General features: G+C 44.5%; 24 protein-coding genes and 1 pseudogene. 22 read left to right on the plus strand and 3 right to left on the minus strand.

The window, feature by feature from the left end; translation table 11 throughout:
- The first annotated feature begins 35 nt into the window (after positions 1-35).
- The 6 genes from B5G11_RS04745 (at position 36) to B5G11_RS04770 (ending at position 4,132) form a co-directional block, all read left to right on the plus strand.
- Complete coding sequence (locus B5G11_RS04745; protein ID WP_330616901.1) at positions 36-1,028, plus strand: ABC transporter permease; 993 nt, start codon at positions 36-38, stop codon at positions 1,026-1,028.
- Positions 1,025-1,849 carry an ABC transporter permease gene (locus B5G11_RS04750; protein ID WP_242958935.1) on the plus strand — a complete coding sequence of 275 codons (825 nt, stop codon included), beginning with the start codon at positions 1,025-1,027 and terminating at the stop codon, positions 1,847-1,849. The genes B5G11_RS04745 and B5G11_RS04750 overlap by 4 nt, the downstream gene beginning before the upstream one ends.
- 11 nt (positions 1,850-1,860) lie before the next feature.
- Positions 1,861-2,802 (plus strand): ABC transporter ATP-binding protein, encoded by a 942-nt coding sequence (locus B5G11_RS04755; protein ID WP_087252357.1) that lies wholly within the window; start codon positions 1,861-1,863, stop codon positions 2,800-2,802.
- Positions 2,799-3,419 carry an ATP-binding cassette domain-containing protein gene (locus B5G11_RS04760; protein WP_087252358.1) on the plus strand — a complete coding sequence of 207 codons (621 nt, stop codon included), beginning with the start codon at positions 2,799-2,801 and terminating at the stop codon, positions 3,417-3,419. Before B5G11_RS04755 ends, B5G11_RS04760 begins: the two co-directional genes overlap by 4 nt.
- A 47-nt stretch (positions 3,420-3,466) precedes the next feature.
- Positions 3,467-3,829 carry a VOC family protein gene (locus B5G11_RS04765; RefSeq protein ID WP_087252359.1) on the plus strand — a complete coding sequence of 121 codons (363 nt, stop codon included), beginning with the start codon at positions 3,467-3,469 and terminating at the stop codon, positions 3,827-3,829.
- A gap of 84 nt (positions 3,830-3,913) precedes the next feature.
- Positions 3,914-4,132, plus strand: a complete 219-nt coding sequence (locus B5G11_RS04770) for an HD domain-containing protein (protein ID WP_204229567.1) — start codon at positions 3,914-3,916, stop codon at positions 4,130-4,132.
- Positions 4,133-4,229: 97 nt separating this feature from the next.
- On the opposite strand, the pseudogene B5G11_RS16655 reads toward B5G11_RS04770, so the two are convergent.
- A pseudogene (locus B5G11_RS16655) lies at positions 4,230-4,388 on the minus strand (ATPase); the annotation flags it as partial.
- Positions 4,378-4,833: a 5'-methylthioadenosine/S-adenosylhomocysteine nucleosidase gene (gene mtnN, locus B5G11_RS04775; RefSeq protein WP_242958936.1), complete on the minus strand. Its 456-nt coding sequence runs from the start codon at positions 4,831-4,833 to the stop codon at positions 4,378-4,380. The pseudogene B5G11_RS16655 and the gene mtnN, both read right to left, overlap by 11 nt.
- A gap of 205 nt (positions 4,834-5,038) precedes the next feature.
- Here mtnN and B5G11_RS04780 point away from each other — a divergent pair, with 205 nt between their 5' ends.
- The 10 genes from B5G11_RS04780 (at position 5,039) to B5G11_RS04820 (ending at position 15,486) form a co-directional block, all read left to right on the plus strand.
- On the plus strand, positions 5,039-6,121 hold the full coding sequence (locus B5G11_RS04780) for a bifunctional glycosyltransferase family 2/GtrA family protein (protein ID WP_087252361.1): 1,083 nt from the start codon (positions 5,039-5,041) through the stop codon (positions 6,119-6,121).
- Positions 6,118-8,028 (plus strand): glycosyltransferase, encoded by a 1,911-nt coding sequence (locus B5G11_RS04785; RefSeq protein ID WP_087252362.1) that lies wholly within the window; start codon positions 6,118-6,120, stop codon positions 8,026-8,028. Before B5G11_RS04780 ends, B5G11_RS04785 begins: the two co-directional genes overlap by 4 nt.
- Before the next feature lies 1 nt (position 8,029).
- Positions 8,030-9,838: a hypothetical protein gene (locus B5G11_RS04790; protein WP_087252363.1), complete on the plus strand. Its 1,809-nt coding sequence runs from the start codon at positions 8,030-8,032 to the stop codon at positions 9,836-9,838.
- 154 nt (positions 9,839-9,992) lie between these two features.
- A complete protein-coding gene (locus B5G11_RS04795) occupies positions 9,993-10,763 on the plus strand; it encodes a LytTR family transcriptional regulator DNA-binding domain-containing protein (protein WP_087252364.1) in 771 nt (256 codons plus the stop codon).
- A 64-nt stretch (positions 10,764-10,827) separates the two neighbouring features.
- Positions 10,828-12,063 carry a GHKL domain-containing protein gene (locus B5G11_RS04800; protein WP_158099212.1) on the plus strand — a complete coding sequence of 412 codons (1,236 nt, stop codon included), beginning with the start codon at positions 10,828-10,830 and terminating at the stop codon, positions 12,061-12,063.
- Positions 12,064-12,229: 166 nt separating this feature from the next.
- Positions 12,230-12,787 carry an accessory gene regulator B family protein gene (locus B5G11_RS04805; protein WP_087252366.1) on the plus strand — a complete coding sequence of 186 codons (558 nt, stop codon included), beginning with the start codon at positions 12,230-12,232 and terminating at the stop codon, positions 12,785-12,787.
- Complete coding sequence (locus B5G11_RS16295; protein ID WP_158099213.1) at positions 12,784-12,948, plus strand: hypothetical protein; 165 nt, start codon at positions 12,784-12,786, stop codon at positions 12,946-12,948. Before B5G11_RS04805 ends, B5G11_RS16295 begins: the two co-directional genes overlap by 4 nt.
- Positions 12,949-13,038: 90 nt before the next feature.
- The gene (locus B5G11_RS16300) at positions 13,039-13,200 is read left to right on the plus strand and encodes a hypothetical protein (RefSeq protein ID WP_158099214.1); all 162 of its coding nucleotides are present in this window, start codon (positions 13,039-13,041) and stop codon (positions 13,198-13,200) included.
- 422 nt (positions 13,201-13,622) lie between these two features.
- A complete protein-coding gene (locus B5G11_RS04815; RefSeq protein WP_087252368.1) occupies positions 13,623-14,858 on the plus strand; it encodes a hypothetical protein in 1,236 nt (411 codons plus the stop codon).
- A gap of 436 nt (positions 14,859-15,294) precedes the next feature.
- A complete protein-coding gene (locus B5G11_RS04820) occupies positions 15,295-15,486 on the plus strand; it encodes a hypothetical protein (RefSeq protein WP_087252369.1) in 192 nt (63 codons plus the stop codon).
- A 2-nt stretch (positions 15,487-15,488) separates the two neighbouring features.
- Here the strand turns inward: B5G11_RS04820 and B5G11_RS04825 are convergent, their stop codons facing one another.
- Entirely contained in the window at positions 15,489-16,034 is a 546-nt protein-coding gene (locus tag B5G11_RS04825) for a hypothetical protein (RefSeq protein WP_087252370.1), read from the minus strand.
- A 169-nt stretch (positions 16,035-16,203) separates the two neighbouring features.
- Here B5G11_RS04825 and B5G11_RS04830 point away from each other — a divergent pair, with 169 nt between their 5' ends.
- The 6 genes from B5G11_RS04830 (at position 16,204) to B5G11_RS04855 (ending at position 25,130) form a co-directional block, all read left to right on the plus strand.
- Positions 16,204-19,599: a carboxypeptidase regulatory-like domain-containing protein gene (locus B5G11_RS04830; protein ID WP_087252371.1), complete on the plus strand. Its 3,396-nt coding sequence runs from the start codon at positions 16,204-16,206 to the stop codon at positions 19,597-19,599.
- Positions 19,600-20,207: 608 nt separating this feature from the next.
- Positions 20,208-22,073 (plus strand): TIGR03960 family B12-binding radical SAM protein, encoded by a 1,866-nt coding sequence (locus tag B5G11_RS04835; RefSeq protein WP_087252372.1) that lies wholly within the window; start codon positions 20,208-20,210, stop codon positions 22,071-22,073.
- Positions 22,048-22,749, plus strand: coding sequence for a TIGR03936 family radical SAM-associated protein (locus B5G11_RS04840; protein ID WP_343215473.1), 702 nt, complete (start codon positions 22,048-22,050; stop codon positions 22,747-22,749). Before B5G11_RS04835 ends, B5G11_RS04840 begins: the two co-directional genes overlap by 26 nt.
- Complete coding sequence (locus B5G11_RS04845) at positions 22,749-23,963, plus strand: ribonuclease E/G (protein WP_087252374.1); 1,215 nt, start codon at positions 22,749-22,751, stop codon at positions 23,961-23,963. Before B5G11_RS04840 ends, B5G11_RS04845 begins: the two co-directional genes overlap by 1 nt.
- Positions 23,956-24,447 carry a Cys-tRNA(Pro) deacylase gene (gene ybaK / locus B5G11_RS04850; protein ID WP_087252375.1) on the plus strand — a complete coding sequence of 164 codons (492 nt, stop codon included), beginning with the start codon at positions 23,956-23,958 and terminating at the stop codon, positions 24,445-24,447. Before B5G11_RS04845 ends, ybaK begins: the two co-directional genes overlap by 8 nt.
- 74 nt (positions 24,448-24,521) lie before the next feature.
- Complete coding sequence (locus B5G11_RS04855) at positions 24,522-25,130, plus strand: HAD family phosphatase (protein WP_087252376.1); 609 nt, start codon at positions 24,522-24,524, stop codon at positions 25,128-25,130.
- Positions 25,131-25,139: the final 9 nt, after the last annotated feature.

Genomic DNA, 25,139 nt, shown 5'->3' on the forward strand with positions numbered 1-25,139 from the left:
ATCAAAACGAGATCGAAAGGAAAGGACGGATAGCATTGAAACATCGACTGAAATTTGCCGGAAAAAAACTGATCCGGATGCTGCTTCTCCTTCTGGGAGTGAGCCTTCTGACCTTTCTCCTGATGTGGTCTTCGCCGCTGGATCCGCTGCAGACCAATGTCGGTCAGACCGCGCTTGGATCCATGACACAGGAACAGATCGCAGAACTGGAAGCGTACTGGGGCGTGGATATGCCTCCGGCACAGCGGTATCTCGGATGGCTGAGCGGCGTACTTCACGGAGATTTCGGCACCTCACTTCTTTACCGTCAGCCGGTTCTGACGGTGATAGGAGAGCGTCTTGCCAATTCAGTGGGGCTGATGGCGGCCGCCTGGATCTTTTCGGGGGTCCTTGGACTGGTTCTTGGCATGCTTGCAGGGGCTTACCGGAATCGATGGCCGGACCGGGCGATCCGGGGATACTGCCTTTTGATTTCCAGTACGCCGGCTTTCTGGCTTGCCATTTTACTTCTGATGATCTTTGCGGTGGAACTGGGATGGCTGCCCGTAGGTCTCGCCGTTCCGATGGGACTTCAGGCGGATTCGGTCACGTTCATTGACCGGCTTCGTCACGGGATTCTCCCGGTTCTTACGCTAAGCATGACCGGAGTAGCAAACATTGCCCTGCACACGAGAGAAAAACTGATCGAAGTCCTGTCATCGGACTATATACTTTTCGCAAAAGCAAGAGGGGAATCGCAGACATCCATCCTTTTGCGGCACGGACTGCGTAATGTATCGCTTCCTGCCATGACTTTGCAGTTTGTATCCATCAGTGAAATCATCGGAGGGTCGGTTCTGGTGGAACAGGTCTTTTCCTATCCGGGGCTTGGACAGGCGGCGGTTACCGCAGGTCTGGGAAGTGACCTTCCGCTGCTTCTTGGCATTACCGTTATTACGGCGGCGATTGTCTTTGCCGGAAATCTGGCAGCGGATCTTCTCTACGGTGTCATCGATCCAAAAATCCGAAGGAGGGCCGCAAAGTTATGAAACCACAGAATCAAAGAAGAAATACGATCCTGTTTCTGATTGTGACGGCCGGAGTGCTCATTCTGATCACCGCAGCGGGAATGCTTCTGAAGGATCAGGCTGTCCAGACAAATTTTGCAAGAAAGAATCTGGCGCCTTCCAGAGAATTCTTATTTGGCACCGACTGGATGGGGAGAGATATGTTTGCCCGGACATTGGCGGGGCTGTCACTTAGTATCCGGATTGGACTGCTCACAGCCGCGGTAAGCGCCCTGATTGCCCTGATTCTTGGAACGGCCTGCGCAGTTCTGGGAAGAGCAGCAGATGCAGTGATTTCCTGGTGGATTGATCTGATGATGGGTATCCCGCATATCCTTCTGGTGATGCTTATTTCCATCGCCTGCGGGCGGGGATTTACCGGAGTGGTTGCCGGTGTCGCCCTGAGCCACTGGACTTCTCTTGCGCGGGTTATCCGCGGGGAAGTGCTGCAGCTTCGGGAAGCGCCATATATTCTGACGGCCTCAAAATTGGGCGTATCAAAGATGCAGATCGTAAAAAACCATATGATTCCCCACCTTCTTCCGCAGTTTGTAACCGGGCTGATTCTGTTGTTCCCGCATGCGATTCTGCATGAATCCAGTATTACCTTTCTGGGATTCGGTCTCTCTTCGGAGCAGCCTGCCATCGGAGTAATCCTTTCAGAAAGCATGCGTTACCTGACAACCGGAAGATGGTGGCTTGCACTGTTCCCGGGGCTGTCGCTGGTTTGTGTCGTGATGCTGTTTGCCCTGCTTGGAGAACGGGTGGAGAAGCTGCTGAACCCGGCCAGTGCACATGAGTAAGGAGGAATATTTTGGAACCGATTTTAGAAATTTCCCATCTGTCTATTACGTTTACACAATACGAACGCGGCATTCATAAGCGCGAGCTCCCTGTAATTAAAGATCTGTCACTGCAGATCGAGCCGGGGCAGATTGTCGCCGCAGTGGGAGCAAGCGGATCCGGGAAAAGTCTGCTGGCTCACAGTATTCTGGGCATCCTGCCTTATAACAGCCGGATGAGCGGAACACTGAAATATGACGGCCGTCCCCTGACACAAGAACGGGCAGAAGCCCTCAGGGGGCGGGAGATTATGCTGATCCCGCAGGGCGTCACGTATCTGGATCCACTGATGAAGATCGGGCCGCAGATCAGAAAAGGAAAACGAGATGCGGGAATCCGGGAACGGTGCCGGGCTGCGCTGAAACGGTATGGGCTGAAGGAAGAGATCGAGGAGCAGTATCCGTTTGAAATTTCCGGCGGTATGGCACGCAGGGTACTGATTGCCTCGGCAGTAACCGAATCTCCCAGACTGATCATTGCCGACGAGCCCACACCGGGACTGGATAAAAAGGCGGCTGGAAGAATTCTCGGGCATTTTCGGGAGCTGGCTGAGGAAGGAGCCGGTATCCTCTTTATCACACATGATCTGGAACTTGCCCTGACTGTTGCGGACAGGGTTGCAGTATTTTATGCCGGGGAGACTATAGAAGAAGCGGATGCTTCAGATTTTAAGGATGTAGAAAAACTCCGGCATCCGTTTACAAAATCCTTATGGCATGCCATGCCGGAACATGGATTTCATCCGATTCCAGGATCGCAGCCTTATCCGGGAACAGTGGCGAAAGGATGCCCGTTTGCGCGGCAGTGCAGAAAGTGCACAATACTTTGCCGGGAGGCAGATCAGATTTCACTGAAACCATACCGGGGCGGACTGGTACGATGTCTGTATCCGGGGAAGGAGGAGGCAAAATGATACTGCAGGCAGAACACCTTACATTTTCCTATCGAAGAAGAAAACAGGAGTGCATTTTGCAGGATTACAGCCTGTCAATTACTTCCGGAGAGCGCGTAGGCCTGAGAGCACCAAGCGGCCGTGGAAAGACGACATTGTGCAGGCTTCTGGCAGGATATGAAAAGCCGCAGCAGGGGAAGGTCCTTCTGAATGGAAAGGCACTTTCCTCTTTTCGCGGCGTCTGTCCGGTTCAGATGGTATGGCAGCATCCGGAAACGGTAGTGGATCCATTGTTACAGCTTGGTGTCACCTTGAACGAAGCAGGGAAGCCGGAGGAACGGCTTTTGAAGGAACTTCATATTGAAGAAGGGTGGCTGAAACGGTATCCGTCGGAATTATCCGGCGGGGAACTGCAGCGGTTCTGCCTTGCCCGGGCTCTGCATCCGGACACCCGCTTTCTCCTCTGCGATGAGATTACGGCCATGCTGGATCTTGTCACCCAGGCTCAGATCTGGAATTTCCTGCTGGAAGAGGGGAAACGAAGAGATCTGGGAATGCTGATCATAAGTCACGATGATGCCCTGCTTCAAAAAGTCTGTACGAGAATAGAAACGCTGCCGCAGGTTTCTATGCATTGACATTTTTCTAAAAAACAGGTATGGTAGATTCAGAAAGGAGAAATACCATGTTCGCATTTAATCATTTTAATTTTAACGTTCTCGATCTGGAAAAGAGCCTGAAATTCTATGAAGAGGCTCTGGGTTTGAAAGAAGTAAGGAGAAAAGAAGCAGAAGACGGAAGTTTTATCCTTGTTTACCTCGGAGACGGCAAGAGTTCCTTTACGCTTGAGTTGACCTGGCTGAAAGACAGAACAGAAAAATATGATCTGGGAGAGGAAGAATTCCATCTTGCCTTCACAACAGATCATTACGAAGAAGCATACCGGAAACACAAAGAAATGGGAGTGATCCTGTTTGAAAATCCGGAGATGGGCATCTATTTTATCGGAGATCCGGATGGATACTGGATCGAGATTGTTCCGGCGTAAAATTTCTTTCCGGTTCATTTTTAATGCAAAAGTCATATGACATTCAAAAGGACAGGGAGAGGGAAAAGAGTGAAGAGAAATCGATTGGAAGAACTTCGTATTCGTATGAATGCACTGATTCTAAATAATGATCCACAGCTGATCTGCAATTTTACTGCCCATATGTACGGTGTCTCTAAGTTCTGTACATTACTTGCACTAAAAAGAAAGTTAAATCCCGAACTTGCCGCCACCTGCGGCATGCTACACGATATTTATTATATGACGGGAGGAAACAGCGAAGAACATGCCTTAATACGATAGCCTTGCATAATAAATAAAAAAGAGTGAACATCCGGAAATCTCTTTTGCAGATGATCTCCGGATGTTCACTTTTCAGTATGATGCAATGTCATACCCTTTAGTATTCTCTGCTCAACAGAAAATCTGCCAAATGAACAATTCTTACCCCGTTAATATTTCCAGTGGCAAGTTCGTCCAGTGTTACCACATATTTAGGATAATGGTCTTTGATTTCAAGCAGATTAGAAACCTCCCGGTCAGATTCTTCAGGCAGTCTGTTTTCTAACAGCAAGTTTTGATAATTCAATCAGTTCCCTATCTGCTTTAAAAAATACCGATTTCATCCACGGATGAAAGTCCGTTAAAATATCCTTGGCAACATCGTGGTAGCAAACTTCCGTGGAGATCACGGTGTCGAATATCTGGAGATCGGGATTCATTCCGCCTGCCGTTCCGGAATTAATGATCAGATCTACTCCAAACACATCGATCAAAAGCTGTGAAGCTATGGCAACATTGACCTTGCATACTCCGGAAAACAAAGTGACCACTTCCAACCCGTCAATTTGTCCTTCATAAAATTTCAGCATCGCTTTCTCTGTTAGTTTACAATTGTTTAGTAAAGGTAAAAAAGGAGCAACTTCTTCATCGCCCGCACATAGAATTCCAACTTTTATTTTTCCCTCCCGGATTTTTTGATTTATAGTCTTATTCGTTATCATAGCATAAATAATAAGAGAAGTGAAATTTTTTTGATATTTCAAATTTATATAAAAAATCGCAGAGTGATTAAATATCTAATTTCCATTAATTTCCAGATGATTTCATGGGCAGGACTTGATATATTGGAAGAGCTGATAAATGCAGAAATGATTTGGCCGATAAAAAAGCTCCGGGGAGATTTTTCCTGGCACAAAGGAGAACGGGATGAAAAAAACCTATATCATTATACCGGCTTTGGAGCCGGAATTAGAATTTTGTGATTATGTTAGAAAACTTCAAAAAATGCAAAATCCATATATTGTGGTGATAGATGATGGTTCCGGAGAGAACTATCAGACAGTGTTTCAAACGCTGAAACACATGGAAAATTGTGTGGTGTTGACGCATCACAAAAACGAAGGAAAAGGAGCAGCGCTAAAAACAGGGTTTCAGTACGTAAAAGAGCAGGCGGAAGAGGGCGATCACATTGTATGTGTGGACTGTGACGGACAGCACGCTGTGGAAGATGTTGTTGCAATCTGTGAAAAAATGAAACGATATCCGGGGACTTTGCTACTGGGAAGCAGAGCGTTTAGCGGCGGGAATATTCCTTTTCGCTCTTTGATCGGAAACCGGACAACTTCCTTTTTCCTGTGGATAATGAGCGGCAGATGGCTCTCAGACACGCAGACAGGTTTCCGCGCATTTGATACAAGTCTTTTAGAGCTGATGCTGGAAGTTTCCGGCACCCGGTTTGAATATGAGATGCAGGTGCTGCTGACATGTATTCAAAATAAGATTCCTATCCGGACAGAATCGATCCGGACGATTTATCAGGACGGAAATCCCGGCTCTCATTTTCACCCTGTACGTGACAGCTTCGGAGTGCTTGGAGCGCTTTTTTCCAATATTGTCAAGTTTGGTCTGTCGTCCTTTTTATGTGCCCTGCTGGATGTATGTTTGTTCTGGCTTATGTTGAACATGACAGGGAACGGAAAAGGGATGTTTGGTTTACACACGGTTTTTGCCGCAACCGTGGTGGCAAGAATTGCGTCTGCCGGAGCAAATTATAAGATGAATCGGCATCTCGTATTTGAAAGCAAAACCCGATCGCAGTCGCTGATGCGCTATGCGCTTTTGTGCTATGCTCTTACAGCAGCATCCGCTGTCAGTGTATTCGGAATGAACCGGATTTTACATATCAACCCTGCAACCAGTAAAATAGTCTGTGATTCTATTTTATTTTTTGTGTCTTACAGAATACAGAAAAGCTGGGTGTTTTTGAGAACGGAGCGTGTAAGAGAATGAGTTTAGAAAAAAAGAGAATTTTATGTTTTGCGCTCACCTTTTGTTTTTCCAGTATTTATCTGATATGGAGAATTTTCTTTACACTGCCGTGGAAGACGACACCCTTACAGCTCTTTTTTGGAATTCTTCTGGTTATAGCAGAGGCTGTGACAACGCTTGGAGTATTTGAGCTGATGGCGAGCAAGATGCGCTTTAAAGGAAGACAACTGGAATTTCCGGATGTACCGAGGGAACAGTTTCCGGATGTAGATATTTTTATTGCCACGCATAATGAGTCTGAGAAACTGCTGTACACCACGATCAATGCCTGTACCTATCTTACCTATCCGGACAAAAGCAAAGTACATATTTACGTATGCGATGACGGAAACAGACAGGAGATCGCTGATCTTGCAGAAAAACAGGGAGTGGGATACCTCGGGCTTGCCGACAATGTGCATGCAAAAGCAGGGAATTACAATCACGCACTTTCAAAGACAAGTTCGCCTCTGATTGCTACTTTTGATGCGGGCATGATCCCTAGAAAAGAATTTCTTATGGAGACGGTTCCTTATTTTCTGCAGAACAAAGAAAAAGTTGGGCTGATTCAGACACCGCAGAGCTTTTATAATCAGGATTTATTTCAGTTTAACCTGTATTCGGAAAGAGACATTCCAAACGAGCAGGATTTTTTCTCGAGGGAGATCAATATTTTAAGAAACTCTTCCAATTCCGCTGCTTATACCGGCAGCAATACGGTAATCTCAAGAAAAGCGCTGGAAGAAATCGGTGGATTTCCATATGGAACAATTACAGAAGATTTTGAGACAAGCATACGACTGCAAAAGGCGGGATACATTACATATGCGACGTCAAAAGTACTGGCATCCGGACTTTCTACCACAACGGTAAAAAGTATGATCCGGCAGAGAATCCGCTGGGCCAGGGGCGTCATCCAGAGTATACGAAATACCAATGCTGTGTTTACAAGGAAATTATCCCTTGCCGGAAATCTTTCCTATCTCAATGCGTATTTTTACTGGTGGTCATTCTTTAACAGAATGATCTTTATTTTGGCTCCGATCCTGTTTGCATTATTTGATTTCCAGTTGGCGAGATGCGGCTTCTGGGAACTGATGATTTTCTGGCTTCCGTCTCATTTATGCTCCAGCATGTCCATGCGCTATCTGAGTACCAACATCAGAAACATGCGGTGGAGTCAGATCATAGACACGATTCTTGCACCTTATCTTATATTTCCGGTGCTTTTGGAGTCTATTGGAATTCAGCAGAAGACATTTAAGGTAACAGAGAAGAAAAAGGCAAGTAACAAAACTACCTCTTTCTGGTATATCCTTCCACATGGAGCGTTGATCGTATTGAGCATCGCAGCGATCATCCGCTACGTGAAGGGAAAATACGGAATGGCGCTGTTGTTCAGCAGTGTCATCTTATTTTGGCTTTTATACAATCTGATCGCACTGACCTATGCGGTATTTTTTATGCTTGGCAGAGATTCCAAACGCAAATTTGAAAGAATCATGGCAAAAGAGAACGTAAAAATCTGTGTTCACGGGAATTGGCAGGAAGGAGAAACCTTTGATGTCTCAGAAAATGGAATTGCCTTCCTGCTGGACAAATACATTCCGATGGAAAAAGGAGAGGAATTTCTGATTGTTGTTCAGGGCAATGATTATCATGCAGATCTGAAGGCGGAATTCGTGTATGTAAAACAGACGCCAGAAGCGTTTTATTATGCGGCAACAGTGACTCCAAAAGAGGAAACATCGTTCCAAAACTGGATGCAGATCATTCATGACAGAGAGCATTCCCTCCCGAAAGAGATGGATCCGTGGATGACCGTGTACGATGATGTCTGCAGAAATATTCGCATGCGTATCCGTTCGGCAAGAAAGGGGAATCAATAAAATGGAGATGATCAAAGGGGTGATGTTCCTGGCATCCATGTGGGGCTGGCTGTTTATTGTTTACAAGAAAGGCAAGGTTCCTGTTCTGTTTGTTCCTGTAATGACATCAGTAGGAATCAGCCTGTTTTTGTATGCAGGCGCTTTGACTGGCATGCTGAATCCATCGTCCTGGCTTGTGGTTGGTGCAGGACTTTTGGGATTTGGTTTTTTTATAAAAAATGTGGCAGAAAAGAACGTATCATTTCCTGCTCCAACCTTATTTTCTGTCTGCTTTGGCAGCGGTATCCTGATATTTACAGTGTTGACTTTGGGATTCCGGTTTGAACATTATGACAATTTCTCCCACTGGGCAATGATCGTAAAATCCATGCTGATTACGGATCAACTGCCAGATGCAAGGAACCAACTTGTTACGTTTAAAAATTATCCGCCGGGATGTGCGGTGTTTATCTACTACGTCTGCAAATTCCTTGGAAATGCGCAGGGTGTGATGCTGCTTGCGCAGAACAGTATTCTGTTTTCCTGTTTTCTGGCGGTGTTTGGTATTATAAAAGAGAAGCAACGATTTCTTTTGTATTCCTTTCTTGGTATGGGATGCTCTCTTTTGTCTTATCTGAATCTTACCATACGCATCAACAACCTCCTTGTTGATTTCCTGCTGCCGCTTCTTGCAATGGCAGCGATTGCTTTTGTGTATCAAAGCCTGGATTCTCTCTGGAAGACGTCGTTGTGCACGGCTCTGATTCTTGGCTTTACATGCATTGTCAAAAATACAGGAATTGTGTTTGCAGGATTTGTTCTTGCCTACTATATATGGAACATTGGAAAGAAAAAGGGAATTGCAGCATGGATAAAAGCGGTGACCGTATGCATGACTGTTTGTTTAGCGCTGATCCCGTATGTGGTCTGGAATCTCTACGTCCGCTGTCGGTTTTCCGGGATTGAACAGAAATTCCAGCTGGCTTTTGGAAAACAAGAAAGCTTAGCGGTATCCAAAGAGCAGTACGGACAGATTACAGAGGAATTTGTAAAAGCTGCGTTTTCTATATCTAACAGAGCTATTTTGGCATTTTTTCTATGTAATATTGCCGCTGTCCTGGCTGTACTGTTCGTCCGGATTTTTCTGAAAAAGCAATGGAAACTTGGAAGAGTACTGATTGTAGTTGATCTTATGACCATTGTTTATCATATAGGGATTCTTGGACTTTACCTTTTTTCTATGCCGGAGGAAGAAGCGGTTCGCCTGGCCGGATTTGACCGGTATGCGTGCAGCATCATGGTCCTGGCTGCGGGTCTGCTTTTTATGCAGGCGACCATTGACATGGAACATTCTTTTGCCGTGCGGATCGAGGGCAACGGAACCTATCGTGCGTTTTCTTCTCCTGCGGCAAAGCTGAGATATCAGTACATGGTGCTGGCGACCATGATGATCGGAGTCAATTTTCTGTATTCAGAAATCAATGGCCTTCTCTACATTCAGAGTAACTATTCTCAGTCTCTGGCCGGCAGAATGGAAACACTGGCGGGTGACCGGTGGCAGGAAGAAGAGGATCAACGGAAATATCTTGTTGCAGCTTCTGACCGCGAAGGTCAGGTCTCAAACGGTGAAGTTTTTTATGTGAGCAGATACTTTTTAAACGCGCCGAATGTGGAGGTGACAGAGCGGCTGGATGCGGGTAATATGGATGAAATAAAAAAAGAATACGATGTTCTTATCATTCTGGATGAAAGTGCGGTGCACAGTGGAACAGCTGATGTAGAAAATGCTGTATGGAACAGAAGTGGGGTGTACCCGCTGAAAGATAATTAAAAACAGGGACTTTGTATTGGAAAGACTGCCGACGGCAGTCTTTTCTGCGTAATACATTCCGTCGTCTAAAAGCATTACACTTGAGTCTATATAATGAATGATTGTGAATCATGAATAAGATATGATATACTAAGAACGAGAAGGAGACTTTACTATGATCTCAATATATTTGTGTGATGATCACGATGAACAATTACATTTATTTCAAAAGATTCTTGAACATTATATAGATAAAACAAAACTAGAAGCAAAAATTGTTTCTGTTAGAAATAATCCTGAAGATACCATTGCTGATTCGAAAACAGAAAAAGAAGATAAAGTGTTATTTTTTGTAGATATTCAGTTGGATGGATATGAGATGGATGGATTTGAATTGGTTAACAGGTTAAAAAGTATCAATGAAAATTTTTTCTATGTTTTTCTTACATCCAGATCAGATTTAGCATATCGAGTGTTTGAAGAAGAGATGGATATCATTGATTATGTCGTAAAGGACACGGAAGAGTACCTATCGCCAGCATTAAGCGAAAAAACATGGCTTCGTTTGAACAGAATATTCAAGGTAATACAGGAAAAACAAAACAAGCAGAAACAGAAAATTATTTATCTGGATAGAAGTGGAAATAATCGAGTCCTCGAAAGCGAGATAGTCTGTATTGAAACAGATACTGCCCATCGAAAAATTATGGTTTATGCTAAAGACAGGGTAATTATCTCCGGTATGCCCCTGAAAGAATTGGAAGCTCAACTTAGCGAAGAATTTCTTACAGTGAATAAAGGTTGTATTATAGCAGTGCATCAAATGGAAACATTGGACAAAAAGAATAGAATGGTTTCTATGAAAAATGGGAAACAATATGAGATTTCCTTTCGCAAGATAAAAGAAGTAACGGAAGTATATTGGAAAATGAAAGAAGGCGAGTAGAATGAGCTTTTTTTATTGGTTTTGTAACGCTGTATGTGTTCTGTTAGGAACATGCGGCTTATTGATGCAACCATTAAAAATATGGCAATATCTGGTTTTAACTGTATATATGACCGGTGCAGGAATGTTGGGGGAATATTTTAGTTTTCATTCCAATTTTCTGATGATAACGCTATTGTTATTTTTTTTGATCTGTATGGTTCAAAAAAACAAAGCAGCAAATCTGGCATTGGCATGTGTAGGTTATATGATAGGAATATTTTGTAATAATATCTTTCTGGTAATCGTTACGAAAGCTGCCAAAGTTACGCCAGATTTTATTGCAGAGAATTACTGGTGGTTATTCTCAATCAGTTATATTGTTTTGTTCGCTCTATTGATCACTGCCTTGAGATATATCTTGTATAAAAAGCTTTCATTAGTAAAACTGTCAGAATTAAACAGCCCTGTATGGATTGCACTTGCAGGGAACTGTCTCTTGTTTCTGGCTGTTTTTCTGATAACAATTACGTTGGGACGAAGTGTCGGGTATGATCCTGCTGCGTTAAAGTTAAATTGTATTATTTATGCCTGCTGCCTTTTTATCAGCAGCGGACTTATGCTCCAAAATGCAAAAAATATACTGGAAGAAGAAAAACTTAAAGAAAAGGCTCGGAAGCAAAAAGATATGGAAAGCTATATTAAGGGCCTGGAATATATGCTGGATGACATGTCAAGATTCCGCCACAATTACAAAAACCTTTTACTTACAATGTCAGGATATATAAAAGAAAATCGTATGGAAGAATTAAAGGATTTTTTCAAAGAAAAATTTCAGAATCCCCTGGTAAAAGAAGAAGAGAAAACCCAAATATGGACTGCCTTACGTCATATATATCCGATAGAAATGAAGGGGTTCTTTTATGAAAAGGTTGTAGCTGCAATGGCAGAAGGGATCGAAATCTCTATTGATGTTCCAAAAGAACTTCATATAGAATACCATTCGATAGAAGACGTGATACAAATTTTAGGGATTTTTCTTGATAACGCAATGGAAGCGGCAAAAGAATGTACAACGAAAAAGTTTTGGATTTCTGTGCGGAATACGGAAGGAAGAATGATTTTCAGGATTGAAAATACCTGTTTGAAAGTGCCGGATCTGGTACAAATGTTTGAGAAGCATTATTCGACAAAAGGGGAACATCATGGAAACGGACTTTACTGGGCACAGGAACTCATAGGAAAGCACTCTGATATGTATCATGAAATTCAAATAGAAAATGGAAATGTAATTCAAAAACTGGAAATAGAATTTATCTAATCTTATAAAAAGATTTGTAAATTTGCTTGTGAAACAATCGATTTACAAATCTTTTTTTAACGTTTGTGCAAGAAATCGTGACGTTCATGCAGACTATATTGAATTTGTTGGATATATCTGTATAATCTGAAATTAACAGAAAACAAAATGCAAGGGCGAAAAATGAATGATTAAAAAGAATAAATTATCTAATAAATTGATAAATGTTTTGGATTATGATAAGGCATATAGCCAAGAAAAAAAAGAACTTATAGGTTATGGAATAGAATTGATTTTAGATTCTGCGATTAAATTTTTTGTTTATTTGCTGATCAGAATAGCTATTGATAAGTTCTACGAAGTTTTATTTGCAGTGCTTGTATTTGGGTTTGTCCGAAAATATGTAGGAGGAATTCATGCAAAGACTGGGACAGGGTGTTTTATCTTAACAGGAATTGCTATTGCGATGTCTATATCGGCCCCTCACATCATGGGAGATAATATGAAAATACGGATACTTCTTTTCTTGATTATTAATACTTTATACCTTGTTTTTGCTCCATATGACGAGTATTTTGGTCAATTAGATCAAAAAAAATATTATATAGTTAAATGCAAGATCATGATTTTAATTAACATTCTATTATTATTTCTTTTTAGTATAAATTGGTATTGGGGGGCAATTGGAATAGGTGCAATATTGGCAGAGGGAATAACATTAATAAGAAGGAGGAATCTAAAATGAGAGAGAAAATTACCTGTTATGCCGAGAAATTGATACTTGATGTGGCAAAACGAAGTGTGGGAAAGAGTATTCCGTTTAGCATGCACAAAGTGAAAAAGCCTGAGAATTTCGCTGAACTTGTTAAAAAAGTAGAGCAGGAAAAAGATGAAAGAAAAAGCTAAATGGAAGTTTTAGGAAAGGGGAAGGGTGCCAGTGGGAAGTTAGACTAAAAGAAAATAAAAATGTCTAAAAATATCATTATGGAGTTTTATATGGATATTGAACTTTTCGTTCTTATTGTTTTAATTATTATATTTGTAGTTATTCCAGTATCAATGATTGTTATCAAAACCGCTGTAAGAGATGGTATATTAGAAGCATTTGATATTCTTGAAAAAGAGAAGAATGATAAAAAGACTGATAATGATCATTAGATTTTTGTCAGTATCCGCTAGCAAAAAAAGTAGTTGCAGCAATTATTATGGTATTATCAATGGGTATGGTATCTGTTAATGCAGCCGAAAATGATGTAGAAGCAAGAGCACGTCTTTGCCCAAATTGCGGAATTGGAATGACAAATGTAAGAAGAGTAATTGATTCCCGTATAACAGAAGTCAAGTGTACACATAAACCTCACGGCACAGATTTATTGACTCAGAATCGATATTCAAATACCGAGACTTGTCCAAAATGTGGCGCAACTGGAACAGTGACAAATACAGGTTGGATTACAGTTAAAACAGACTGCCATGGATACAATTAAAGAATGAGTCTATTGAGTTAATGGCACGAGAATTGAAAATTAAAGAGTTGTCCATCTTTATGGGCAACTCTTTAGGAACGAGCAGGTGATTTGATGAAAAGGAAAAGATGGGGTTACGTATTGTTCATCCCAATATTTTTAAGCCTGATGGCTTGCGGATGCCAAAATCAAAAAAAGCCTGAAAAATTTACACTTAGTATTTTAACAGAGCAGGAATTTGAAAGTCAGATAAAAATCGCACGAAATTTTTTGGCAGAGCAATCACCTAATATGGATATAGAAATTAAAACGCTGTCTACAAATCCTAGTACAAGAGAAATTGAAATCCAAAAATTAATAACCCAGATCATGGCCGGAAAGGGGTATGATATTTATCTGCTTAATAATTTAAGATATGACAATGCCGGACCAATTGATATGATGCCGCTTATTAAAAATCCTTATAAAGCAGTGGAAAGCGGGCTATTTACTCCGCTTGACAATTATATGAAGCAGGATGATTACTGGGACAAGAGTTCATATAATTCGGCTTTTCTGGAAGCAGGAAAATATGATTACAAACAGTATATTCTCCCGCTTACATTTTCTGGTGAATTGTTGCTTTCGGAAAATGACTGGATTCAGAAGCCAGAGGCTGATAATCTTGTTGAATGGCTGAAATGTGCGGAAAGCTCAGAAGATACGGATTTAAAAGGCGTTTTTATGCATCATATACTTATGCCTAAAAATTGGTATCAGCCTGCAGCAGATTATCAGAAGCAAGAAGTTCGATATGATAAGGAGAAATGGAAAGAGTTCTTTGTCTCTAACACGAAATTCTTTTCTCTTAACATTGATCAAAGCGCAAATTGGAGTCAAGATACATCTTGGACGAGTGTACGGGATGGATTGAAAAGGATCGAATTTATTCCGGACATAACGGGTAACCGCGTTGCATCTATACAAGCATACGGAGCCGTAGGTATGTCATGTGAAAGAAAAGAAGAAGCATATAAGTTTTTAATGTTATTTTTAAACCACGAAACAGAACTTCTGTGGCAGGGAATCAGCGCCCAGGGACTGCCAACGGATCCCGATAAGTATCAAATGTTTTTTGAGCGAATCATTAAGGTATCAGAAGAAACATTAAACATGACATTAAAAGCCTATCAAGACATAAATTGTGCATATTTTGCAACAGATACCGAGAGCTATTTAGAAGAGGCAGTTGAAAAGGCTGTTACCGAAGGAAAGTGGGAAAAAACAAAAGATTGGGATGCCTGTGAAAAGGTTGGGTCAGAAATTGCAGAGAATGCCCGGAAGTTGTATGAAAATCAAGTAAAAGAATAGTTCCAGGGAATTCAAAAATCAACGTGTGAGAACGAGAAAGACACTAAATGGGAAAAGTAAGATGAATTGTGGAAATAGAATGTCAAAAATGCAGAAATATACAAGTTTGCGTTATGTGGATATGCCATGTAAACACGGCAAAAACGGTCTTGATCATGAGTTTCAAAAACTTCGGGTTGTTGGGGAGGAGTGCGTGACTTGTGGATGAAGCAGTATTAGAATCGGAGTGGATCACTATGTCTTCAGCATGCAATGGATATTAAATGTTTGGACATATGCAGAAATGTCGAATTAATTTTATATAATTTTGATAACAAGTCTCTCTGAGTGGCAACTCAGAGAGACTTGTTATGTCACTGTATTTTCTGAATATTAGAAAATAAAAATCATTCTTCCATATTGGATCTGAGAATGGAATTTACAGGAGGAAACCAATATGAACAACAAATTTTACCCAACACCAAAAACTTTGCTTGATAAGATTTTTTCAGGCGTGAAATGGTCCAAGATCCGGACCGTTCTGGAACCGTCTGCCGGAGAGCGTCGAGCATCTGTGGCAGGAATTCGGGGATGTGCCGATGGCTTCCCATATTGGCAAAAAGTTACATATGTTCTTGTGTCATCCTGAGATCAGGACTGGGGAAGTAAGATGCCGAAGGCCTGGTTCCGGTTCTCGAACACAACTGTCAGCACCTGCTGTCCCTGCTCGGCACGCTTATAGTCGCCATAGCTACAGATCACTTTCTGGATCCGTGTGCCGGTATCCGGGAAGATTACATCCAGATAGTAGGTCCGGCCGTTGGTGTTTCCACTTCTTGCAGGGGACGGCCATTTTCCGTTAACGATGCCGTATTGGGTATGAGTGATGGAAGCGTGCTTCGGGATCCGGCTGTGGAGAGTGAGTCCACCCACCAGCCAGAAGATCAGGGTGCCGACTGCCAGACCCACAACGTCTTTTGTACTGGACTGCCCGAGGGAAACCAGGTAGAGGCTGATCCCCTGGAATGCAAGGCCCATGAAGAAGGCAAACCAGCCTGCAACGGTGGATGTCCCGTTCAGGTTCTTTTTCAGATTCTGGATCACTTCCACCTCACTTTCATAGAGCGTCCTTTTGTGCAGCTCCTCCGGACGGATGTTACGGTAGCGGGGATCGTGTTTTGGGATATGTGGTTTCAATGATTCATCCCTCCTTTGATTTTTTTGTTATAGTATAACAAAGTTTGTCAGAAACGTAAAATTTCAGAATCCATTTTTGGAACTTTCTCCCATTGAACTCCTGTCAGCTGGAATTTATAATTAAGAATGTAGTTGTCTAACAATATGGAATAACAGGAGGAAACTAGGAATGAGAACAAAAGGCAGGAAATTTCTGCCCCTTCTTTTGCTGTCATTCATTATGACTGCAGCCTGTATGCCGACCGTGGCACTGGCAAAGTCCAATGAAGACGTGACAGCAGAGATCACAGCAGAAGTTTCCAAGGACAAGACTTCGGCAGAAGTCACCGTGCATTTGCAGAACACCGGGAATGAGCCGGTCAGCAAGGTACGGATTCAGGGCGTCCTTCCAGAAGGCCTCAGCCTGGAAGAGGGGGACACACTGACCAAAGAAGAGGAAACGCTGGCACCGGGTTCAGAAACCGCACTTCAGTACACAGTGAAAGCAGCAAAAACACAGGACAACGGCGGATCCCAAGACAGTGGGGATCGGGAAGAATCCAACCAGAATGGCGGAGACAAGAACCCATCCCCAAATCCAGACCAGAATGACAATGGCGGAAACCCATCCAAGGGAGGAGACAAGACAGCTACCCCTTCTTCCGAGGATGCAGATGCCGTTGACACCGGGGACTCCGCAAATCCGGTCATTTTCATTGTCGTATGCGTGGCAGCAGCAGGCGTGATCCTGATCGTCTGCATCCGGAAGAAAAAAGGAAAAGGTCTTCTTTCCCTGCTCTTAGTAGCAGCCCTGGTAGGACCATACGTCATCGGTGTGCTTCCAGTGAAGGCGGCAGATTCCAGACAGGGCGGACTGCAGGTTGCAGCAGACGTAGCGCTGGGGGACAAATCATACACCCTGACTGCAGATATCAGCTATTCCCTTCCGGAGACAGTAGCTCCTTCCGGAGCAGTACTGACAAGGGCACAATGGATTGATGAACTGCTGGTAGCGGTCAATGCACCGGAAACGGAAGTGGTATATGACAACGAAACACTGCCGTTTACAGATATCGACAGCCATGCAAAGAAAAACCAGATCCTGCTTGCATATGCGAACCAGCTTCTTCCGGAAATGGGAACAGAATTCCGTCCGGATGCACCGGCAGACCGTGAGTTTGCGGCTTATACCGCAGTGAAGGCACTGGGATTCCAGCCAGTAAAGGACATCGCGTGTGCCGATGCAGCAGCCATCACCTACAAGCAGGAGGTGGAAACGGCGGTTGCAATGGAACTGTTCCAGCTGACAGACGAAGCTTTCCGTCCAGCAGAGGAACTGACACAGGCAGAAGCAGATGCGGCACTTTCTAAGGTGCGGGAAATCGCAAACGTGGAAACTCCGGAGGAAAATACCGGAGAGGTGGTTTATGACGAGGATGCTATCATCATCCCGGAAGATGCAGAGTATACGATGGACGGGACAACCATCACCTTTACATCCGGCGGGGATATGATAACAGAGGGCAGCATCTTTATCCTGCCGGACCAGACCCCTTACAAAGCGGTCACTGTCCAGAAAACGGATGGGGCGGTTGTTGTGGAAACAGCGGAGCCGGATATCCAGGAAACACTGGATGAGATTACTGCATCCGGAACCGCAACAGCGGATATGTCCGGATTCATTCCGGCAGAGGGCGTGACATTTACGGAAGCAGCACCGGCCATGGCAAAAGCAGCTAGGGTGAATGTTGTGGACGTGGAAGGTTCCCTTGCAGCACCAGGAAAAGTCAACTTCAAAATCCACAAGAAGATCGGAAAAGGGGAACTGTATGGTAATGTTGCCATTAACCTCCCGAAAATCAAATACAAAGCGGATGTGGATCTTGGATGGGGCGGATTTAACATAAAAGATGTTTACTTGAAATTCCCATTGACAATCGAAGCTACCGGCGGATATGAGGTCAAGAAAGACGGCGGGTCTTATGTTCCGGATGATTATATCCCGAATGGCGGATTGCTGGAACTTGGAAAACTTCCGATTGCCGGAATCCCTGGTGTCACAATTTATGCCCAGATTGGCATCAAGTATGAGATCAGCGGCAAGATTGAAGTTGTCTGCAATATTGACGGTGAAACCGGCGTCCAGGTATTAAATAACCGCTTGCGGAAAGTGGATTCCCTGGAAGCAGATGTGGACTTCAAAGCACTGGCCGGCTCTGCAAAAATCGGGCCGAGCCTTTCCGGACTTTTGGAAGTCTGCAAGCGCTGGGATTTGATTGATTTTGGCGTTTCTGCAGGCCCGGAAGCCAGCGGGGAACTGTTGATCCGCAACACCGAGCTGATGTGTATTGATGCAAACGTCTTCCTGTACGGGGAACTTTCGGCCCTGGATGAAGGCGTAATCGGTGACTGGCTGGATATTGGCTATACCTGGGAATTCTGGAAGAAAGAAAACAGCCCGTTGAAAGCGAACTGGCACTTTGAAAACTTCTCACGGGTAGACCACTGTACATATGAAGAGGAAACCGGAAAGATCGTCGGCAGGGTGGCTGACGCAGCAGACCGGAATACGTCTATTGCAGGTGCCACAATTTCTGCATACCAGGGTGACAGTACCACCGCAGCAGGAAGTACACAGGCAGGACAGGACGGCGGATTTGAGATGTCTCTTCCGGCAGGAGAGTACAAGATTAAGGTGGAAGCAGCCGGATATCAGAGCTTTGAATGTGATGTAACGGTAGAAAAAGACAAGGAAAACTACACGGAAGTACTGCTGATGATCGACGAGCAGTATGAGGGTGTGACCGGTTCTGCACGGGGCCGTATTACCAATGCAGTGACAGGAGAAGGAATCCCTGGGGCAACTCTTACGCTCCGGAGAGGCTGGAATAAGACATCCGGTGATGTCGTTGCAACGGTAGAAACAAACGAATACGGAGACTACCGGGTGGAGATGGCTTCTGGCAACTACACTGCAACCATTGAACGGGATGGTTATGTAACGGTAACAAAGAATATTGTTGTGTTCCCGATGGATCTTGGTATGCAGAGTGCGGCCATGAATCCGAACGGGGAAGACCTGGAAGCCGCAGACCTGCGTGTGGTACTGACCTGGGGAGAAACCCCGTCAGACCTGGATTCCCATCTGCTGGGACCAACTGCAGACGGATCCGATTACTTCCACATTTATTATGGAAACAAGAGACATAACGAAGATTCTGTAAGGATTGCAGATCTGGATGTGGATGACATTACTTCTTACGGACCGGAAACGACCAGCCTGTATCAAAAGAATGAATCCGGAACATACAGCTTTTATGTTCATGACTATTCCAATGGTGGAAACTCTGACAGTACGGCAATGTCCCAGTCCGGGGCCATCGTGGAAGTATACCTGGACGGACAGCTTTACAAAGCGTATCCGGTACCGACAGGAAAAACAGGTGTGAACTGGCACGTATTCGATTACGATGCAGCAACGAATACCATTACCGATGTCAACCAGTTTACGGAAGACATTACCTACCAGCCGAATGCAAACGCAAGAATGGCTGCTATTCCAGTTCCTATGGACGAAACAAAATAGGACAGAAATTGACACAGAAGAGAGGCTTGACTTGAGCCTCTCTTTTTCTACGAAAATTTTCGGAACCGGGTGCCGGTATCCGGGAACAAGATGTCAAGGTAGTAGGAACGGCCGTTGCCACAGAAAAACTTTACCAGCGGCGGATCAGCAATATGGAATGGTATCTGGATGTTGATCCGTTAGATTGACATGGCATTCTCCTTTTAGTACAATTTATACGGATTCGTAATTTCTCCATCGCAGATACCATGGAGGATACTATGAATAATGAAGTTTTTTTGTAAATGACATTTGGTGCTTTATGAAAAGGGACGTGAACATCCGTAACTTCACGATCTCTTATATGCGGGAAGGAGGATTTTCAAAAAAGAGCTGACGGATACAGCGAAAAAAAACGGCGGATGCAAAATATCAGGAAGACCGGATATTATTGATTTGGAAAATGAAAATTTGTCGCCATTTGCCATTTTTTGATTAAAATTTAAGGTGCAAAATGGAGCAAAGTATATTAAAATAGATCAAGTATAATCGTACTTGATAACCGTAACTTGTAGTTAAATTAGAGAAATGGAAATTGTATAAAATTTACAATAAAAGGTGTTGAAAAATTGAGAAAACTAGCTTTAAGTGATGAAATATTACTAAAAATCGAGAAACCGGCCCGTTATATCGGGAACGAGATCAACTCGGTGATGAAAGATAAGGAAAAGGTGGCGATTCGATTTGCCATGTGTTTCCCGGACGTCTACGAAATCGGGGAGTCTCATCTCGGAATGAAGATCTTATATGACATGTTCAACAGGAGAGATGATACGTGGTGTGAGCGTGTTTACTCCCCATGGACCGACCTGGACCGGATTATGAGAGAGGAGCACATTCCGCTGTTTGCCCTGGAGTCCCAGGATCCGGTCCGGGAATTTGATTTCCTTGGCATTACAATTCAGTATGAGATGTGCTATACCAACATTTTGCAGGTACTGGATCTTTCGGGTATTCCGCTGTTCAGCAAGGATCGTACAGAAGAAGATCCGATTGTCATCGGAGGAGGCCCATGTGCCGTCAATCCAGAGCCGCTGGCTGACTTTTTTGACCTTTTTTACATTGGAGAGGGCGAGACCGTTTATGATGAGCTTCTGGATGCCTATAAGGAAAACAAGAAAAAGAACGGAACAAGAAAAGAATTTTTGGAGATGGCAGCGGAGATCGAAGGAATCTATGTTCCACAGTTTTATGATGCCGAATACCATGAGGATGGAACATTAAAGTCCTTTGAACCGAACAATCCTCATGCCAAAAGAACGATCAAAAAACAGGTTGTCATGGATTTGAGCGCGGTGCCGTATCCGACAAAACCGGTCGTTCCTTTCATCAAAGTGACCCAGGACCGTGTCGTACTGGAGATTCAGAGAGGATGTATCCGTGGATGCCGGTTCTGCCAGGCGGGAATGATTTACCGTCCAACCAGAGAAAAAGATCTGGAAACATTAAAGCAGTATGCGTATGAGATGCTGAAAAATACCGGGCACGAAGAGATTTCTTTAAGCTCGTTAAGTTCCAGCGACTATTCTCAGTTAAAAGAACTTGTGACCTTCCTGATCGAGGAATTTAAGGGGAAAGGGATCAATATTTCCCTTCCGTCCCTTCGGATCGATTCCTTCTCTCTGGATGTGATGGGTAAGGTACAGGATATCAAGAAGAGCAGTCTGACCTTCGCGCCGGAAGCCGGATCCCAGCGAATGCGGAATGTCATCAATAAAGGTCTGACCGAAGAGATGATTCTGGACGGTGCTTCCAAAGCCTTTGAAGGCGGCTGGAATAAAGTCAAACTCTACTTTATGCTCGGACTTCCGGGTGAGACAGAAGAGGATATGAAAGAGATCCCAAGACTGGCGGATCGGGTGGCTAAAAAGTACTACGAGATTCCGAAGGATCAGAGAAACGGAAAATGCCAGATTACATTCAGTACGTCCTTCTTTATCCCGAAGCCGTTTACGCCGTTCCAGTGGGCGGAAATGTTTACGCAGGAAGATTATATCCACCGGGCTCATGTCGTGAATCAGGAGATGAAAGAGCAGTTAAACCGGAAGAGCCTCAAATACAACTGGCACGAGGCGGATGTGACGGTGCTGGAGGGCGTGTTTGCCCGTGGTGACCGCCGGACCGGCAAAGTACTTCTGGAAGCGTACCGTCTGGGATGTCTCTATGATTCCTGGAGCGATGAGTTTGACAATGAAAAATGGATGCAGGCGTTTGAAAATACCGGAGTGGATCTGGAATTCTATACGATGCGCAAACGGGATCTGGACGAGCTGTTCCCGTGGGATTTCATTGATGTGGGCGTCAGCAAATCATTCCTGAAGCGGGAATGGGAGCGTGCCATGAAAGGGGAAGTTACGCCAAACTGCCGGGAACGCTGCTCGGCCTGCGGCGCAATGTGTTATCAGGGAGGTGTCTGCTTTGAAGGCAAGAATTAAGTTCCGAAAATACGGAGTGATGAAATTTATCGGTCATCTGGATGTGATGCGGTATTTCCAGAAGGCTATGCGCCGGGCAGAGATCCCGATCGCATTTACCCAGGGATTCAGTCCGCATATGATCATGTCCTTTGCCAATCCCCTTGGCGTCGGACTGACCAGTGACGGAGAATATTTTGATATTGAACTGACCGGGCCGGTTGCGTCCAAAGAGGCGGTGAGAAGGCTCAATGAAGTGATGGCGGAAGGGATGGAAGTGGTAAGCTTCGTTCAGATTCCGGAGGAAAAGAAAGCAACCGGAATGGCAATCATTGAGGCTGCCGATTATCTTGCACTTCCAAAAGATGAGACCAAAGAAGTCACGGAAGCGGCAATTCAGGATTTCCTTTCCCGGGAAGAGATTCTGGTCGTAAAACAGACAAAGAAGAGCGAAAAAGAAGTCAATATCCGTCCATGGATTCTGGAAATGGAAAAGCAGGGCGCGTCGATTTTTATGAAAGTATGCGCGGGAAGTTCCACCAATCTGAAACCGGAACTTGTGATGTCCGCGCTCTTAAAGCAGACCGGATCAAATCTGGATGCAGAAGCAGATTACCGTTATCACCGGCTAGAGAACTATGCCAGAAAGGATGAAGCACTGGTACCGCTGGATGCGCTTGGAACGGAGATCGTATAATGAAACAGAAAGTGCTTGTAACAAATGTAATGGATCGTCTCTGCTTTTTCCTGGAAGAGGACGGAAAGACGGCCGAAATCTTCTGCACGGACGAAACGGCTCAAAATGAGCATCCGGAAAAAACGGTTCATGCGGGAGATATCTATATTGGAAAGGTAAAAAAAAGAATTCCGAATATCCATGCGGTTTTTATTGAAATTTTTCCAGGGACGGAGTGTTACTGCAGTGAGGAGGAGGCAGCAGATGGCTGTTTTACTTCCAAAGCAGGGAAAAAGCCGGTCTGTGTTGGAGATGAGCTGGTAGTACAGGTGAAAAAGGAAGCATCCAAGGCAAAAAAGCCGTCTCTTACTACGGATATTTCGCTGACCGGCCGGTACGCTGTCGTATCGCGCAAAAAGCAGATGCCCGGCGTTTCCTCCCGGATTCCGAAAAAGGAACGGGAAGCTCTGAAAGCATGGCTTCAGGAAACAGACAGCTCTCCATTTGGCGTGATTCTCCGTACGGAAGCGGCTCAGCTGACTCTGGAGGAACTGCACCAAGAGCTGCAGAAACAGGAAAAAGAGCTTGCAGACCTGCTTGAAAAAGCCAGGACACGCACCTGTTTCACCCGCCTGAAAGCGGGAGCGGCAGGAGAAGAGGCGGGATTTGCCCATGTCCGCTGGGATACGCTGGAAGAGGTTGTGACCGACCTCCCGGACGTTTATGAGCGTCTCAGATCCTATCTGGAACAGACCGAACCAAAAGTGCTGGACAGTCTCAGACTGTATACGGATCCGCAGTTTCCTCTTGTCAAGCTCTACAGTCTGGAGCGGGAAATGGAAAGGGCGCTTTCTCAGAGAGTCTGGCTGAAATCGGGCGGAAGCCTGATCATTCAGCCTACAGAAGCACTGACGGTAATCGATGTCAATACAGGACGGGCGGTTTCCGGGAAAAACGAGCGTTACCTGAAGCAGAATCTGGAGGCGGCCAAAGAGGCGGCAAGGCAGATCCGGCTTCGGAATCTGTCCGGCATCATTCTGATTGATTTTATCAATCTGTCAGAGACGGAAGACCGGGAAATTCTGATCCGGACCATGCGGGAGCTGACAGCAGCAGACCCGGTTAAGACAGAGGTGATTGACATCACCCGGCTGGAACTGATGGAAATTACAAGAAAAAAAGTACATCCGCCCCTTTATGAGGCAGTCAGAAAGAAGGCGCACACAGATGAGTAAAAAAGAACTGAAAACCAATGCCATGCGGATTCTGGACCGGATGAATATTCCGTATGAATATCAGACGTATGAATGTGAAAATTTCGAGGACGGTATCGCGACCGCCGACCAGCTGTCGCTGCCGCATGAAGAAGTGTATAAGACGCTGGTAACCCAGGCAAAAAGCGGGTCCCACTATGTATTTGTCATTCCCATCGAGGAGGAGATTGATTTCAAAAAGGCGGCAAAAGTGGTAGGAGAAAAATCACTGGAAATGATCCCGCTGAAAAATCTGACTTCGATCACAGGATATGTCCGTGGAGGATGTACCGCCATCGGCATGAAAAAGCAGTTTCCAACCGTGATTCAGGAAGATGCAAAGCAGCTGGAAAAACTTTATGTAAGCGGAGGAAAACTGGGAATGCAGCTGAGACTGTCGCCGGAGGATCTGAAAACAGCTTCCCGTGCTGTCTATGGCGATGTCATAAGAAAAGAGGAAAAGTAAAGAAATTTGTTGCATTCTTCACTTTATCAATGTAAAGTAGTACATAGTGGAGAAGCAGACAGGAGGAAAATGAGATGAAAATACCTGTAGATACCTGTAACACGGTCATCTTCGACCTTGGAAATGTTCTGATCCGGTACAGCGAAGCATTCTGCCTCGATCAGTTTGATTTTGACCCGGACATCAGAGAACGGGTTGCAAATGCTGTTTTTCGCAGCAGTGCCTGGTATGAAGGCGATAAAGGGACGTATGGACCGGATGACTGGTGTGACGCATTCATCGCCAATGATCCGGGAATCGAAGAGGAGATCCGGCTTGTCTATGACAGACTCTGCGAATGTATTCAGCCTGCGGACTACACCCTGGATCTGATCCACTGGTTCCGTGAGCATGGATACCGGGTATATTATCTTTCCAACTATTCAGAAGGCCTGTACGAAATGACAAAGGACAGACTTTCTTTTATCGAAACATTTGACGGCGGCGTCTTTTCCTGGCAGGAAAAGTGCCTGAAACCGGAACCGCAGATTTACCAGACACTGCTTGAGCGGTATCAGATCGATCCGGCAAAGGCTCTGTTCTTTGACGATATCGAGGAAAACGCAGCGGCAGCCTGCAGGGAAGGAATTCATGGCGTCGTCTTTACTCCGTCTGTTGCCTTTGATATTCTGCACAATCGATAAGTGAAGGAG

It is taken from the genome of Drancourtella sp. An57, from assembly GCF_002161525.1.
Lineage (GTDB): Bacteria > Bacillota > Clostridia > Lachnospirales > Lachnospiraceae > Sellimonas > Sellimonas catena.

What these genes read in the sequence shown, in the direction of transcription:
- B5G11_RS04820 (WP_087252369.1), top strand. Translation starts at nt 15,295, where the DNA reads ATGAACAACAAATTTTACCCAACACCAAAAACTTTGCTTGATAAGATT.
- B5G11_RS04805 (WP_087252366.1), top strand. Translation starts at nt 12,230, where the DNA reads ATGATTAAAAAGAATAAATTATCTAATAAATTGATAAATGTTTTGGAT.
- B5G11_RS04800 (WP_158099212.1), top strand. Translation starts at nt 10,828, where the DNA reads ATGCAACCATTAAAAATATGGCAATATCTGGTTTTAACTGTATATATG.
- B5G11_RS04785 (WP_087252362.1), top strand. Translation starts at nt 6,118, where the DNA reads ATGAGTTTAGAAAAAAAGAGAATTTTATGTTTTGCGCTCACCTTTTGT.
- B5G11_RS04855 (WP_087252376.1), top strand. Translation starts at nt 24,522, where the DNA reads ATGAAAATACCTGTAGATACCTGTAACACGGTCATCTTCGACCTTGGA.
- B5G11_RS04765 (WP_087252359.1), top strand. Translation starts at nt 3,467, where the DNA reads ATGTTCGCATTTAATCATTTTAATTTTAACGTTCTCGATCTGGAAAAG.
- B5G11_RS04790 (WP_087252363.1), top strand. Translation starts at nt 8,030, where the DNA reads ATGGAGATGATCAAAGGGGTGATGTTCCTGGCATCCATGTGGGGCTGG.
- B5G11_RS04830 (WP_087252371.1), top strand. Translation starts at nt 16,204, where the DNA reads ATGAGAACAAAAGGCAGGAAATTTCTGCCCCTTCTTTTGCTGTCATTC.
- mtnN (WP_242958936.1), bottom strand. Translation starts at nt 4,833, where the DNA reads ATGATAACGAATAAGACTATAAATCAAAAAATCCGGGAGGGAAAAATA.
- B5G11_RS04750 (WP_242958935.1), top strand. Translation starts at nt 1,025, where the DNA reads ATGAAACCACAGAATCAAAGAAGAAATACGATCCTGTTTCTGATTGTG.
- B5G11_RS04815 (WP_087252368.1), top strand. Translation starts at nt 13,623, where the DNA reads ATGAAAAGGAAAAGATGGGGTTACGTATTGTTCATCCCAATATTTTTA.
- B5G11_RS04780 (WP_087252361.1), top strand. Translation starts at nt 5,039, where the DNA reads ATGAAAAAAACCTATATCATTATACCGGCTTTGGAGCCGGAATTAGAA.
- B5G11_RS04760 (WP_087252358.1), top strand. Translation starts at nt 2,799, where the DNA reads ATGATACTGCAGGCAGAACACCTTACATTTTCCTATCGAAGAAGAAAA.
- B5G11_RS16300 (WP_158099214.1), top strand. Translation starts at nt 13,039, where the DNA reads ATGGATATTGAACTTTTCGTTCTTATTGTTTTAATTATTATATTTGTA.
- B5G11_RS04795 (WP_087252364.1), top strand. Translation starts at nt 9,993, where the DNA reads ATGATCTCAATATATTTGTGTGATGATCACGATGAACAATTACATTTA.
- B5G11_RS16295 (WP_158099213.1), top strand. Translation starts at nt 12,784, where the DNA reads ATGAGAGAGAAAATTACCTGTTATGCCGAGAAATTGATACTTGATGTG.
- ybaK (WP_087252375.1), top strand. Translation starts at nt 23,956, where the DNA reads ATGAGTAAAAAAGAACTGAAAACCAATGCCATGCGGATTCTGGACCGG.
- B5G11_RS04845 (WP_087252374.1), top strand. Translation starts at nt 22,749, where the DNA reads ATGAAACAGAAAGTGCTTGTAACAAATGTAATGGATCGTCTCTGCTTT.